The sequence below is a fragment of the Caldicellulosiruptor sp. DIB 104C genome (assembly GCF_028198085.1).
In the GTDB taxonomy this organism is placed as follows: Bacteria; Bacillota; Thermoanaerobacteria; order Caldicellulosiruptorales; family Caldicellulosiruptoraceae; genus Caldicellulosiruptor; species Caldicellulosiruptor saccharolyticus.
This window is the reverse complement of the sequence record NZ_CP116337.1, coordinates 187736-202382: the sequence shown is the minus strand read 5'-3', so window position 1 is coordinate 202382 and position 14647 is coordinate 187736. Positions and strand designations below refer to the sequence as shown.

Sequence of the window (14647 nt, the reverse complement as noted above, 5' to 3'; positions counted from 1 at the left end):
CTGATATTTCTTTGTTTGCTTTAATATTTTACACCATTTTTTAATAGCAAGAAAATAATAATTTCATAAAGTCTTAGAGAAAATATATATTGAAAATCCAAAAGCTACAGTTCATTCGACATTTAATCTAAAGGAGGTCTGAAAAAATTGTTCAACCCATTCGAAGAAAAGCCAAAGCAGATTGAAAATTTTCTCATGGACTGGAAAACAATATATCCCAAGTCATACTGCAAAAATGAAGTTGACCCTTATACAAAAACAAGAATAATCCTCATGAACGGAATTGAAGCTGAAGCCTCGATGTTTTCCCATCAGTTCCACCGTCACTGCACAGACAATGACGTAAGACGCGATTTAGCAATGATGAGAAGAATTGAGCAGATGCAACAAAAGCAAATCAACTGGTTAAAGCCAATTGATGAAACACCCCTTGAAACTACAATTGGATACGAACACGTTGCTGTAGACCTTACCGCTTGGCTTGCTCAAAACGAACCTGACCCTTATGTAAAACAAACACTTGATTTTATTCTGCTTGAGGATTTTGACCATCTTTACCGTTATGCAAATCTTCTTGACATGGATTCAAACATCCAAGCAAACAATTTGGTAAAAAACTATGTCGAAATCATCCCAGGTCGGCCGACAATTGCCCATCACAGACACCCTTATGATACTGTCAGTAGATATGTTGATTTCAAAAAAGCAGATATTAGAACAAAGCTAAACATCTTCATTATAACAGCCGGTGAGCAGCAGACAATGAATTTTTATAACAACATTGGTAACACTTATTATAACGACCTTGGCAGACAGCTCTACTTAGAAATAGCCTTGGTGGAAGAAGAACATGTAACCCAGTATGGTTCGTTGATTGACCCGAGACTCACATGGTTCGAAAGTCTTCTTTTGCACGAATACACAGAATGCTATCTGTATTACTCATTCTATGAATCTGAGGTTGACTCAAATGTAAAATCTATATGGGAGATGCACCTTGGTGCCGAAATTGCCCATCTTCACAAAGCTGCAGAACTTTTGCAAAAACATGAGAATAAATCTTGGTGCGAGGTCATCCCTGGCGGACAGTTCCCAAATCTTTTGCTGTTCCATGACACGCGTGAATATGTACGCAAAGTTCTTTCACAGATGGTTGAAATCACAGCTGACAAAGAGGATTTAAAAAATGTAAATGATCTACCAGAAAATCATACGTTTTTCTGGTTCCAGAATAAAGTGAACCATGATATAAATTCCGTTGCAAGCCATGTGGTGATTGATAAGCACAACACTTTAAAAGGCGAAGATTACAGAGTTGAATTGGCGCCACACCCAGTTGAAAGCTTGAGAAATAGAAAAGAAGATAATACTTCAATTGGCAGGTCAAAACAGAAAAAAGTTGTTAGTATATAAACAAAAAAGCTGTCTACCCTTGCGGTGGACAGCTTTTTGCAATATCCGAAATCTATCATCTACTTTGTTTGCATCTTTTCTTTCAAAAACGCTCCAAGTTTTCTATCTGTTCCAAGGATATGATTTTTGAGCCAGTCAACAACAAGTCTGTTTGTCTTTATAACTGCCGCAACTCCTGCTCCTTCTTTCTCTATCTCCTCTCGAAACTTTTTGTAGGTTTCAACAAAGTTGTCATGTTCATTTTTGTGAGCAGTATAGTGGGGGTATAAATACTCTTTCATGTACTTTTCTTCTGTGGAGAAATGAAATACTACATAATCACCTAAAAAATCTAAAACCTCTGGCAACACCTTCTTCCCTTCACCTTGAGAACAAGCATCTAAGAGCTTATTTATCCTTGCAAACAGCTCTTTGTGCTGGTTGTCTATTGACTCAACTCCTACAGAGTACTGGTCAAGCCATTCAATTTGCGGCATTTTTTCACTCCTTTCCACTTCAAATGATTTTTCAAAATAATTTATACCCTTTTGATTAGTACTCTTAACATATCTTCTTAATAATCTTTTTTTCCTTGCTTTGCTCAATATTTTGCACAATTATTATTAACTTTAAAAAAGCAAAAATAAAAACCCCTTTTCAAACCTTTTCAGGTTTAAAAAGGTGATTATCTGCGAGCACTTTTGGTGCCGAAGGCGGGAGTCGAACCCGCACGGCCTCAGCGGCCACCGGATTTTGAGTCCGGCGCGTCTGCCAGTTCCACCACTTCGGCACACTTTATATTTAAAATTTTAAGCAAGAATAGTATAACACAAATTTTTTGGGTTGTCAAATAGGTGCCTTTGTCTCATCAATTAAGTCTTTTAGCTTCTTTAAAACCTTCTTTTCAAGCCTTGAAATGTACATCTGCGATACCTTCATCTCTTCAGCAATCTCTCTTTGTGTCTTTTCCTCAAAAAAGCGCTTTTGAACAAATTCTCTTTCCAAAGGACTTAACTTGTCTATTGCTTTTTTTACTGCTTCAATATTCTCTATCTGAACAAGGTTTTCATCACTCTTTCCAAGAACATCTCCCAAGGTCATCTCTTCATCCTCGTACATTGTCTGGTCAAGTGACTGTGGAAGATAGTTGTTCGATGCTTCCATTACTTCTAAGACTTCTTCAGGTGTAATGCCTATATACTGAGCTATCTCTTCTATCTTTGGTGGCTGCTTTAGCTTTGCTGAAAGTATCTCAGTGGCAAGTTTTATTTTAGCTGATGTCTCATAAATCCTTCTCGGAAGCCTGATTAATGATGCTCTGTCTCTGAAATAGCGCTTAATTTCACCCATAATTGTAGGAGTTGCAAAACTTGTAAATTTATAACCTTTGTTGGGTTCAAACCTCTCAACTGCATTTATTAGCGCCATACATGCAACCTGATATAAATCATCATACTCTATTCCCCTGTTTATAAACTTTTTGGCAACAATTTCAGCTATATACAAATGCCTGTTGACAAGCTCATTTCTCAGGTTTATATCTTTTGTCTTTCGATACTCTTCGAAGAGTTTATCTATTTCAGCAACATCAAGATTTATAGTCTTTTTCTCATCAACCATCAAATCAGACCCCTTGACGATATTTTTTAAGTCTTACCCTATACTTGTCTTGTAATTTTTCAAACTCTACATCATCAATAAGTGTTTTTAGAATTACTTCTGCCAGTTCATTTTCGTTTATCTCATTTGTTGGCATATCTATATTAATCCCTAAGAAACTCCTGTCAACCTCAAATTTGATAGAAATTGAATCCGATATCTTTTCAATGTCAAATAGATTGAATACTTCTGAGATTGCCATTTTCAAATCCTCAATTGTTTCAAAATCAAATCCGCAGCGAGCTGCAATACCAGACAAAGTAAGCCTCACTACCATAATATATTCAGCCTTGGATGGAATTTTTAACATAATTTCGTGCATACTTTACAAAATCCTCCTCATTCGATTCTGAATACCTTATCAAGTCCTGTTATTGTAAATACCTTTTTCACATTGGGTCTCAGGTTTTTTAAAACTATGTTAGTACCCCTTTGTTTTGATTTTTTGAGTGCACCAACAAATACCCCAAGACCTGTTGAGTCAATGTAACTAACCTCGTTCATGTCAACAATAACATCTGAAGAGGATGTATCTATCAATGTGTAAAGCTTGTCCTTCAAAGTAGGTGATGAAAATATGTCAAGCTCTCCTTTAAGCTCAATCACAATGCCATTTTCAGAAACCTTCTCTTTCAAATCAAGGTTCATAACTAAAACCTCCGTAAACATTTTTGTATATCTTATTATATCATTTTAAACTCTACTTTTCCAACCAATATATTTTGTTTTCACTAACATAGATATAGTGCGGAACATAAACATCCTCTTGTTTTTTATAGACAATTTTTATCTTTGAAATATCTATATCTTTGATATTATATCTTTTCTTAAACTCTGCAGCAGCAGTTTGTATGTCATAAATCTCCATTTTTTGAAGGGGTGAAAACTTCTTAAGATAGATTTTTCCTTTTTTTACTTTTCCAAATCTATCAAACTCAATATAACCTTGAGAGTCATACAATTCATAGCCTTGGACATAGAATATTATATTTGCTCTGTATACATCGTTTTGGCTTGTCACAAAAATTTTATAATCTTCAAGGCCAAGTTTATCTAATATACTCTTAGCTTCTTTATAAACCTTCTCTTCTACGCTTTCTTGCACATCTGCCATAAGTTTAAAATCCTCTTTATTTAGAACTTCAAAATAGCAATAATCCTGGTAAACGCTTACGTAGACTGAATTTGGTACATTCTCTGCAAAAAAGCTTTTGTAAACCTCACCACCGATAATGTCACTGACGGCTATAATAATGTCATCTTCTTTCAAGTTCATATTCTCTTCTTTTAGAACATAGACTGAAGTAAATACACTTTTAACTGAATTAATATTTCCATTTTTCTTGTTTATTACAACTTTTTGTTCTGTCTTTTTGTTGCTTGTTCCTCCATTCGATGGCAAAGTCGGAATTGTGGCTGTGCTACTTTTAGATGTCTTGTTGTCATTTCTATTACTATAATTTTCTGCCATTTTGCTGTTTGCATGTGAATTTGCTTTAACTCTTGTGCTCTGATTTTCCAAACTCTTACTTTTTGACACCTGTTTGGTCTTCATATTCAGCTTAGATTTTGCGTTTATCTTATCAGTTGCAGACCTCTTTTCTTCCTGTTTTTGGGAAAGTTGCTTTTGGGTGCTTGCCTTTTTCTCAACTATCTTCTTACTACCCTCTTGCGAACTTACTGAAAGATTTTTCTCCTCTTGATTCTGGTTTGAAGTTTTGTCTTCTTGCAAAACTGCTTCACTTTTCGTACCTTCTTTTTGCTTCACTGATACACTGTACTGCTCTTGAATTTTGGACTCTTCGTTCAGGTCTAAGTTCAGTGCTTGTTCTATCTCATTTCTCATAAAAGAGCTGTTTGGAACTCTAAAATTTCCCATATTCAGCTTAAAACTTAGAAAAAGAATAATGCTTAGAACAAGGCATGCAGCAACAGCTGTTGAAACCTTGAGATAAAACCTACTTTTTTTTCTTTTGTCATACTCTTTAATAAGCATACTTTTAAGCTCTTCTTTAAACTCTTTTCTGTACTCTACTTTGAACGCCTCTTCAAACAAGTTATCAAGCTTTTCATCATTCACTTTCATGCACCTCTTTTAAAAGCATTTCCTTTAAAGAATGGATGGCCCTGAAAAGCAATGCTCTTATCGCAACATCTGATTTATTTTTCATCTTTGCTATCTCATTTAGTTTCATATTCGCACCATATCGTAAAATTACCACCTCTTGTTGGTCTTTTGTAAGTTTTGAGAGTGCCTTTTTTAAGGTGTCTTTTTCTATCTTATCAAAAACCTCATCTTCAGGAGTTTTTATACTTGAGTGGTTTGCTATTTTCTCTATGTCTACATATTCTTTTTTAGCTCTGTAGTAATCATTCACAACATTTTGAGCAATCTTGAATATCCATGCTGAAAAAGAATGGTTTTCTTTATACTCGAACTTGTCTAACGACTTTAAAACCTTCATAAAGGTCTCACTGGTCAAATCTTCTGTAAGTTGATGATTGAATGTTTTGTAGTATATGTAAGTGTATATCTTGTCAAAATAGATCTCATATAACTTTTCAAAATATCTCTTGTCTTTCTTTGCTCTTTCAACTAATTCTCTCTCATCCATTTTCTACAAGTGAACCTCTCTTTGTCACTTAGTTTTATCACACACCTAAAATTTTACTATAACTATTATAACGAAGAAAGTAGAATTTCGTTTCAATGTCAAAAAAGACTGAATATTCGTATAATAATAAAGACCTTTATAAAACCTCAAAGAAGCAATCTAAAAATGACCTTTTTTCAAATTTTGACTGCAGCTATTGCTCTTAACCTTGATGCACTTTTCTTCGGAATTGCATTTGGCACAAAAGGTATCAAAATTTTGTTTAAGTCCAAAATTGTTATATTTTGCATATCACTTTTAGTGTCAATGCTTTCATTTTTAATCGGAAGGCATTTTGGAAAATATCTTAGCATCCAGGTTTCAAACCATTTAGGATCAGCTTTTATGATTATGATTGGAATATTTTTGATTATAAGGACATTTTTTGAAAGAGATAGAGAAGATGTTTCCAAGACACTTGTTAATTTTTCATTAAAATCACTCGGACTTACTATTAAAATTATTAAAGAACCTCAAGCATCAGATATAGATCAATCTGGTTTTATTGAACCGGTTGAAGCACTGTTTGTATCGCTTGCTCTTTCTTTTGACAGTCTTTCAGCCTCATTTTCGCTTGGACTTAGTAACTTAGCAAATATATACGAAATACTCTTGATTCCAATTGTACAGTTTATTGCTATATCAGTTGGTAATGTATTAGCACACAGTCTAAAATACCTGAAAAAATTTGGGTTTGCAAACTACATTCCAGGAATCGTGCTGATTTCCCTTGGTGTTTACAATCTTCTCTTTTAAAAAATACAAAAAAGAGAGGCTAAAAGCAGCTTTTAAAACAGCAACTTAAATTAGCCTCTCTCTTGCCCACATGCCTATTCTTTTTTGGCTAACCTGTAGATTGCGTTTGCGTAAATCTTTGCACACATCAAAAGCCTTTCTATATTGATATACTCATCCTTTTGATGTGCAACCTCTTTATCTCCCGGCATGTTAGGTCCAAACGCAACCACATTTCTTGCCCACCTTGCATACGTACCACCACCGATTACAAGCGGCTCGCTATCGTCACCTGTAAACTCTTTATACACATCAAGCAATGTCTTAATCAAAAAGTGATCCCTTTCAAAGTAAAGTGGGGGCATGTCTGTAATTAGTTTGTAATCAATCTCGTATTCCTTAATTATATTTTTGATTTCTCTCTCAATATCTTCATATTTTGTATCAACTGGATATCGAATGTTAATTGTAAGGACAATTTTATCATCCACTTTTCTTACTATGCCAACGTTCAAAACAAGTTTTCCTGACTTTTGGTCCTCAAATCCAATGTTTAAATTCTTACCAAATACGTCATAGCCAATGTGTTTATTATAAAACTCAACAAATCTCTTAAGCTCATCCTCTTTTTGGTAAAGATCTTGCAAAAGGTCAAACATATATGATATTGCATTTTCGCCTTTGAAAGGAAGGCTTCCGTGTGCAGAGACACCTTTTGTCTTTATTACAGCTATGCCATTTTCCTCATAGACCGTTGCTTTTTCCTCTAATCCCTTTTTTGAAATAATATCTCTTGCCCTTTGAGTGTCAAAATCCCCCTTGAAAAGGCACCTGTCAGGCACCATATTGGGCCTTTCTCCACCTTCAATAAAGAAATTGCCATCAACCTTTTTAGAAAGCTCAAACACCAAAAAACCTTTCTCGCCTTGAATTACTGGGAAATCAGCATCTGGTGTAAACCCAACTGTAGGATATTTTGCCTTTTTAAAGTAATACTGTAAACACTTTGAGCCACTCTCTTCATTTGTGCCAAATACAAACCGCAGACTTCTGTCAAGTGAGATTTTTCCCTCTTCAGCAAGCTTTTTAACAACATACATGCCATAAAGTGCCGCAATTGTTGGTCCTTTGTCATCGATTGCGCCGCGACCATAGATTTTACCGTCTTTTATCACACCTTCATACGGCGGCACACTCCAGCCATCGCCTTCTGGCACAACATCCAAATGCCCAATTACGCACATATCTTCACTATGTTCTCCAAACCTTGCCTCGAGTGCGTATCCATCAAAATTTTTTGTCTCAAACCCAAGTTTTTGACAAAGGTCTTTGCAAAAAACTAAGGCATCATTTACACCTTTTCCAAATGGCATGCCATCTTGAGCAGTACTTTCTACACTTTTTATCTTGATCAGTGCAACTGTTGAAGCAATAATATCTTCCTTGAGATTTTCAATTTCCTCATTTATAAGTTTTCTAACATTTTCCATTCTCTACATCTCCTTTGTACTGAGGTAATTTAAAACTCCTTTTAATATAGAATAAGAAAGCCAATCTTGATACTCTTTTGTCTGTAAAAGAGAAAGTTCCATCTTGTTTGACATAAACCCACATTCAACCAGTATAGCAGGAATTTTTAAATTTCTGAGTATATACACGTCAATTGACTTTGGTAAGCGTTTGTTTATCATCCCGTTTGGCATGTATTTTAGCTCACTTTGGACAAAAGAAGCAACTTTTTTCCCTTCCTCATTAGAGTTTTCATAAAAAACTTGAGCACCAAAGTACTTGCCAACCGGAAAGCTATTTAGATGAATTGAGATAAAAATTTCTGGGTCATTCTTTAAAATAATTTGTTTCCTTTTTATCAAGTCATGTACTTTTCTGTCATCTTCGCTCAAGTCATCCTCAGTATATCTCGTAAGAATGGGTTTAAACCCAAACATCTCAAAGTACTCTTTTAACCTTATTGCTATCTCAAGATTTATAGTTGACTCTTTTATATTGCCAGACATAGCTCCAGGGTCAAAGCCACCATGTCCAGGGTCTATTACTATTAAGTGTTTCGTTTTCTCCCTCTGGTTATTATTAAACACACTTAAAGTTTCAATATTCTCTTCAATTCTCAAAAATACTAAAGTAGTACCTGTTATGATAAACAAGAGAATTACAAAAAGCTCTATTTTTTTCCTTTTTACTCTCAAGCTCTTTAAAACCCGCCTCAAACAGCTTTTCATAGTTAAATTTTATGCCTGAATATATTTGTTATTCTTTTTCTTTTGGTTTGTCTTCTTCCCTTTCTTCTTGCAAAAACTCTCTTATATTCTTTGCAAATAGCACAGGTGTGAGAGATATAAGAACAACCAATACAACACTTAAGTAAAATCCTTTAGAAAAAGGCTTTAAAATGTTCTCGCCAAGGTAGGCATATAGAAAACATGCAGGAACTGTGCCAATTAGCGTTGCAAGAATAAAATCTCTGTATCTTATTTTAGAAAGACCGCATATGTAGTTTATAACATCGTAAGGTAGGATTGGCACAAGCCGCAAAAGAAGTATTATCAAAAATCCTTTTTGTGCAATCTTTCCGCCTAAATTTGAGAATTTTGTGTTTTGGAGCTTTTTTTGGACATAGTCTTTGCCAAAGTACCTTGCAAATACAAACCCAACCGTTGATGATAGTAGCGTCCCTACAATTAAAATTAGCGCACCCAAAAATGTCCCGAACGAAAGACCTGCTGCAAGCATAAAGATTCCTGCCGGGATGAAGATTATAAACGACTTTATAGAGTACAAAATCAAAAACACCAAAGGCGCCCATACTCCAAAGTGAGATATATACTGCTTTATATACCTCGGACTTAAAGTATGCTCCCTTTCTGCATATATCAAAGCAAATATTGATACTGCAATCATCAGAATAAACACCCAAAGCTTTATTCTATCCTTAATTTTAATCTCATCTGCCATTTTTCTTTCTTTCCCCTTTTAACCTTGCTCAAATACCATGCACTCAACAAATAGCTCATTAAATTCAGGAAAGCTCGATAGCTCAATGTATCTTACCCTATTTTTAATCTCTTCAAACTCTTCTTCCAACTTGCTGCTCAAAAGTGCCAAGATAGCACCATTTCCGGCAGTGTTCCCGGCAGATCTTATTTTATCCTTTAGCCTCTGTGGAATCAATCCTATTCTGACAGCTGCCCATGGATTGATGTAATTCCCAAATCCACCTGCCAGAAATACATTCTCAATGTCATCTTCTGAAATACCCGATTGTTTTAGCATTGCCCTAATCCCTGCACAGATTGCAGCCTTTGCAAGCTGAATCTCTCGTATGTCCTTCTGTGTAATGTAAATAGAATCAGTTATGAAAAAGGCCATTTGACCATTTATCTGCTCGAAATTGTGCTTGTACCTTTCTTTAGCATCTTCACAAAACCTTCCTGTCTCATCTATGATACCTTCTTCGAGCATGTAAGCAACAGCCAAAACTATCCCAGACCCACAAATTCCTTTTGGCTGGCCATTTTCTATTGTTGTAAATTCAACCTTTCCATCTTTGATTTTGATACTATCAATTGCACCGCTTGACGCGTTCATTCCACATGCTATATTCACACCTTCAAAAGCTGGCCCTGCCGCAGCTGATGCCGCAATCATAAATTGCTTGTTTCCCAAAACCATCTCGCCATTTGTTCCAAGGTCTAAAAGAAGGCATATCTTCTCGCTCTTGTGCATCTTTGTTGATAGTATACCAGCAACTATGTCTGCACCAACATATGCTGATACACTATCAAGTACTTTTACAACAGCATTCTTGTTTATCTCAAGTTCCAAATCTTGCGCTCTTGCTTCTATTTTATCAGCAAAAACTGGAACAAAAGGCGAGGTTGCAATAGTTAGTGGGTCAATACCTAAAAGAAAATGTAGCATCGTAGGATTTCCAACAAAAACAGCTTTATAAATCTCATTTTTAGAAATTGAAAGCCTACCAGTCAAAATCTCTATTGCTTCATTAATACATTTAATAATCTCTTTTTGAAGGACAAACACTCCATCTTCCTTTGCCTTTGCAAAGTCGATTCTGGATATTACATCTGCACCAAATTTCTTTTGTGGATTTACAAATGAGTAAAAATCGAGAACTTTGCCCTTTAAAAGATCAACAAGATAGCACACCACTGTGGTTGTTCCAATGTCAACCGCCAAGCCAAATGCATCCGAAGTTTGTTTTATTTCTATAACTTCACCGTTGTACAAGACTGCAAAAAATTCTTTATCTTTGTAATTTGTAAGCTTTCTCAAGGCAGAATTCGAAATTTTTAAATCTCCTATTTCAAGTGAAAACTTTAGTCTTGAAAAATAGCTTCTCTGATCCTCTAATGTGGGCTTTTCTAAAACCACTTTCTTTATAATTATATCACTTTTTACTTCAAACTCATTCGTGTAAAGATCAGAAAGTATCTTTGCGCCTATCTTTGAATGAGGCAAAAAAACTTCAAGACTTTCAAAAACTTTAAGGTTACAACAAAGCCTTATTCCTTTTTGAAGTTCATCTGAAGTCAGAAGCCTCTTTTCCTCTTTGGTTATATTTTCTAAATAAGGCTTCCCGTCTTTTTTCACCGCTACCTTGCACTTTCCACAAATTCCTTTACCACCGCAAGGTGCTTCAACATACAACGAATTTTCAGCTAAAATATCCAAAAGCGATGAACCTTCTTTTGCATCTATTTGCAGTACTTCCTTACCAGTGTACACAGTAATTTTAGGCATTTTAAGCTTGTTCACTCCTCTTTTGCAAAAACAGATTCTCCCTTATTTTTTTGATTGCCCCTGTTTCAAAGATTGCCTTCAAAAACACAACCAAAAGAGGACCGATTATAAACCCCCAAGCACCAAAAATCTCAACACCTGCATAGATAGAAACAAGAGTTGTAAATGTTGAAATACCCACCTGGGATGCAACAATCTTAATTGATGCAAACTCTCGAAGAGCCAAGATTATGAGATATACAATTAAAAGTTTTATACCAAAACTTGTGTTGCCAGCGATGAAACTGCCTATTATCCATGGTAAAAGAATTATACCTGAACCAATTATTGGAATAATGCTCAAAAGTCCTAAAAGAAGGCTTATTACTAAAAAATAGGGTGCTTTTATTATAGAAAGACCAATAAGTCCTGACAAAAACATCAAAATTGCTAAGATTATCTGAGACTTTGCATAATCAACAACAGAGTCAATTACCCTAAAAGCGACGCTTGACATTTCTTTGTAAACTTGAGCTGAAAAGTTCTGAATAAGCCATGCCCGCATTTTGTGCCTATCTCGCATAAAGAAAAAGCTTGACAGCACAGAGAAAAACCAAATTGTAATTCCCTTTAAAGTTGCAGGTATGACATTTATAACCTTGAGACTCATTGTAGCTACCTGGTTTAGAATACTCGTAATCTCGTTTACACCTGACTGAATAAAACTCACAATTGGCCGTGGAAGATCGGTGTAAATGCTTTTTACGCTTGAAAATAAATGATTTAAAGTAGCATAAATCTTGTCATAGTCAATGTTTTGCAAGTTAGAAACAAGCCCTAAGCATTCGTTTACAAGTATATATATCCCCTCTGCCAGCATAAATGCTAATAATACATTCAAAATTACTAGTATCAATATGGCAGAAACTGTTCTGTTTATCCCTCTTTTTTCGAGGTATTTTAGAACTGGCTCAAATACTGTTGCGATAAAGAGCCCGATTAGCACAGGTATAAACGCCTTTAAAATAAACCTTATAAAAAGGTCAAATGCTTTTATTAAGTATGCACATGAAAATATAAACGCTGCAAACAGGACAATATAAATCATTGCAACTACAAACTTGTTTTTAGTAAGCTCCCTCATCTTTTAATAATACCCCTTTGTAAGTTTAAGTTTTGCAACTTTGCCATCAAAATATTTTTCAAAAACCATGGCAATTTCGCTATCACTACAAGCTGTAAAATCAAATCTTATGACATCTGCTGGTACCTCTTTGTCGTCAATATAAAGTGCTGCAGGGTTTAAAATTTCATTTTTCATAGTCTGCGTACTTACAAGCTCCAAAAGTTCTCCTTTCCTATCTTGCAGATATGAACCTTTTTCAAAAAACTTGAGCTTGTTTACCATAAGTGGAATCTTCCAGAATACCACAGTTTCAATCTCAAGATCATTTGGACTGTGTTCCCATATTCTTTCAATCTGCTGCTTTGAAAGTTCAACCGAAAGACAAAGTCTTTTTGCTCCAAGATTTCTTACCAAATCGGCTGCAAACGAATTTGTAACATTAAAGCTAAAGTCAAAACAAAGATCAAACTGGTCTTTTAAAAGCTCATATTGTCCAAGGTTTCTTATCAAAACCTTTTTAAATCCTTTCTCTCTCAGTGCCTTTAGATTTATCTTTTCAATGTCATTGTCATGGATAATCCTGTCAAAATATACAATATCATTGTCTGAAAATTTATGGTTAAAAATCAAGGTATATGGCACGTATATGTTAAAGTTTTCAATATTACGTGAGTGTAAAATTTCTTTTACTTTTTGGTACTGCGAAAATGAATCAATGACAAACGAGAATTTTTGGTGAGCTGTTTTCTTTTTGCTATTTTGATCTTTTTTTGAATGACATAGCATTTCAACTGGCTTTTGAACACTTCTTTTAAAAGAGCAAGTTATTGACCTTGACAGCTTCTCAATTAGTTCCTTTCGCAATAAATTCAAATCTGAAATCTTAACAAAAACATTATCATCAAGGTAAACCTTTAGCTCCCCCATATCGAATACTGTGTTGCCGAGCTTTGAAAAGCTATCCAAAACATTTTGGTATGTTGTTGGCTTTGATTTTGCCTCCTCTGGCACAGGCCCTGTTGCATGTGCTTCAAAAGACCCTGTCTTTGCAACAGCTTTTATATTTTCTCCTCTTTTTATTGTGACCTCAAAATCTACCTTCCTGAACTTTTTCTCCTTCTTTAAAATTTTGTCCACCTCATCTTCAAGTTGCTTACTTTTGACCAAGAAAACTTGACTATTTGAAGCATTTTTTAAAACCTTTTTTCTTGCAAAATCAATATCAACTTCAACTTTACCATCCTGGTACTTTGAAATATTGTTGTTTATCTCAAACAAAACTTCTTCAAACTTTTCGCTTCTAAACGCAATTACATCACCATTTGTTAGGTCATAAGATGTTTTTATAAAAAGTTTGTTATCTTTAAAATAAAAGCTGCCAATCAAAAGCCCTGTGTTGTTTGGCGCTGATTTAAAAATAAGATTATCATAAGAAGGATTATCTAAATACCCTTTGCTAAAATTTCCTCTGTTGAAAACAAGAAAGAGTTTGTTTCTGTCCTCTTGGTTTATCTCAATCTTCCCTGTCTGATAGTACATATCTATATACTTTCTATAAATTGAGGTCACTGTATACACATAATATTTGTCCTTTAGCCTTCCCTCTATTTTGAAAGAGTCCACGCCGGCTTCAATAAGATTTGGAATATAGTCCAAAAGGCATATGTCTCTTGGTGACAAAAGATAACCTCTATCTACAATCTTTTTGTCTTTATTAAGAAGCTTATAATAAAGCCTACACGGCTGGGCGCACTGTCCTCTGTTGCCGCTTCTTTTGAAAAGTATACTTGAAAAAAGACACTGCCCTGAATACGAAATACAAAGTGCCCCGTGGACAAAAACTTCAACTTCTATTTCAGCACCTTTTTTGATGTTTTTTATCTCATTTATATTCAGTTCTCTTGCCAAAACAACTCTTTTTACCCCAAGTCTTGATAGCACTTTTGCACCGAGTAAGTTGTGAATTGTCATCTGGGTACTTGCATGAATAGGAAGGTCTGCAAACTCTTTTTTGATTATAGAAAGCAAGCCTAAATCTTGTACAATAACAGCGTCAATTCCCTCTTTATAGGCAATCTCTAAAAGCTTTAGTGCCCTGTCTATTTCCTCATCATAGATCAATGTATTTACGGCAAGATAAATCTTTTTCCCTCTTTCATGGCAGTAATCTATGGCCCTGATTAGTTCATCTTCTGAGAAGTTTTTTGCATACGCCCTTGCTGAAAACTCTTTTGCACCAATATACACACCATCTGCACCAGCCTGAATTGCTGAGATGAGCTCTTCAAACCCACCTGCAGGTGATAAAAGCTCTACTTTTTTCATG

The 14647-nt window shown here is 35.1% G+C and carries 14 protein-coding genes and 1 tRNA gene; 2 read left to right on the top strand and 13 right to left on the bottom strand.

All coding sequences use genetic code 11. The features are described 5' to 3' along the window. Positions 1–147: 147 nt before the first annotated feature. Positions 148–1413: a hypothetical protein gene (locus PGC14_RS00870; RefSeq protein ID WP_271629280.1), complete on the top strand. Its 1266-nt coding sequence runs from the start codon at positions 148–150 to the stop codon at positions 1411–1413. 59 nt (positions 1414–1472) lie between these two features. Here PGC14_RS00870 and PGC14_RS00865 read toward each other — a convergent pair whose 3' ends face one another. The 7 genes from PGC14_RS00865 to PGC14_RS00835 form a co-directional block, all read right to left on the bottom strand. Next, a complete protein-coding gene (locus PGC14_RS00865) occupies positions 1473–1889 on the bottom strand; it encodes a bacteriohemerythrin (protein WP_039764694.1) in 417 nt (138 codons plus the stop codon). Positions 1890–2094: 205 nt separating this feature from the next. Next, a tRNA-Leu gene (locus tag PGC14_RS00860) sits at positions 2095–2182 on the bottom strand. Positions 2183–2238: 56 nt separating this feature from the next. Next, a complete protein-coding gene (locus PGC14_RS00855; RefSeq protein ID WP_271629279.1) occupies positions 2239–3012 on the bottom strand; it encodes a SigB/SigF/SigG family RNA polymerase sigma factor in 774 nt (257 codons plus the stop codon). Positions 3013–3016: 4 nt separating this feature from the next. Further along, positions 3017–3373: an anti-sigma regulatory factor gene (locus tag PGC14_RS00850; protein WP_011916050.1), complete on the bottom strand. Its 357-nt coding sequence runs from the start codon at positions 3371–3373 to the stop codon at positions 3017–3019. A 17-nt stretch (positions 3374–3390) separates the two neighbouring features. After that, on the bottom strand, positions 3391–3699 hold the full coding sequence (locus tag PGC14_RS00845) for an STAS domain-containing protein (RefSeq protein ID WP_011916049.1): 309 nt from the start codon (positions 3697–3699) through the stop codon (positions 3391–3393). A gap of 52 nt (positions 3700–3751) precedes the next feature. Next, positions 3752–5131 carry a hypothetical protein gene (locus PGC14_RS00840; RefSeq protein ID WP_271629278.1) on the bottom strand — a complete coding sequence of 460 codons (1380 nt, stop codon included), beginning with the start codon at positions 5129–5131 and terminating at the stop codon, positions 3752–3754. Beyond that, positions 5124–5666 carry a sigma-70 family RNA polymerase sigma factor gene (locus tag PGC14_RS00835; RefSeq protein ID WP_011916047.1) on the bottom strand — a complete coding sequence of 181 codons (543 nt, stop codon included), beginning with the start codon at positions 5664–5666 and terminating at the stop codon, positions 5124–5126. The genes PGC14_RS00840 and PGC14_RS00835 overlap by 8 nt, the downstream gene beginning before the upstream one ends. Before the next feature lie 9 nt (positions 5667–5675). Here PGC14_RS00835 and PGC14_RS00830 point away from each other — a divergent pair, with 9 nt between their 5' ends. Continuing rightward, a complete protein-coding gene (locus PGC14_RS00830) occupies positions 5676–6461 on the top strand; it encodes a manganese efflux pump (RefSeq protein WP_271629277.1) in 786 nt (261 codons plus the stop codon). Positions 6462–6535: 74 nt separating this feature from the next. Here the strand turns inward: PGC14_RS00830 and pepV are convergent, their stop codons facing one another. The 6 genes from pepV to PGC14_RS00800 form a co-directional block, all read right to left on the bottom strand. Further along, positions 6536–7930, bottom strand: a complete 1395-nt coding sequence (gene pepV, locus PGC14_RS00825) for a dipeptidase PepV (RefSeq protein ID WP_271629276.1) — start codon at positions 7928–7930, stop codon at positions 6536–6538. Between the two features lie 3 nt (positions 7931–7933). Further along, entirely contained in the window at positions 7934–8644 is a 711-nt protein-coding gene (locus PGC14_RS00820) for an N-acetylmuramoyl-L-alanine amidase (protein ID WP_039764676.1), read from the bottom strand. Positions 8645–8705: 61 nt separating this feature from the next. After that, positions 8706–9410: a TVP38/TMEM64 family protein gene (locus PGC14_RS00815; protein ID WP_039764675.1), complete on the bottom strand. Its 705-nt coding sequence runs from the start codon at positions 9408–9410 to the stop codon at positions 8706–8708. 18 nt (positions 9411–9428) lie between these two features. Continuing rightward, positions 9429–11216 carry an ASKHA domain-containing protein gene (locus PGC14_RS00810; RefSeq protein WP_039764674.1) on the bottom strand — a complete coding sequence of 596 codons (1788 nt, stop codon included), beginning with the start codon at positions 11214–11216 and terminating at the stop codon, positions 9429–9431. Between the two features lies 1 nt (position 11217). Then, positions 11218–12339 (bottom strand): sporulation integral membrane protein YtvI, encoded by a 1122-nt coding sequence (gene ytvI, locus PGC14_RS00805; protein WP_039764673.1) that lies wholly within the window; start codon positions 12337–12339, stop codon positions 11218–11220. 3 nt (positions 12340–12342) lie between these two features. Then, a complete protein-coding gene (locus PGC14_RS00800; RefSeq protein ID WP_271629275.1) occupies positions 12343–14646 on the bottom strand; it encodes a U32 family peptidase in 2304 nt (767 codons plus the stop codon). Position 14647: the final 1 nt, after the last annotated feature.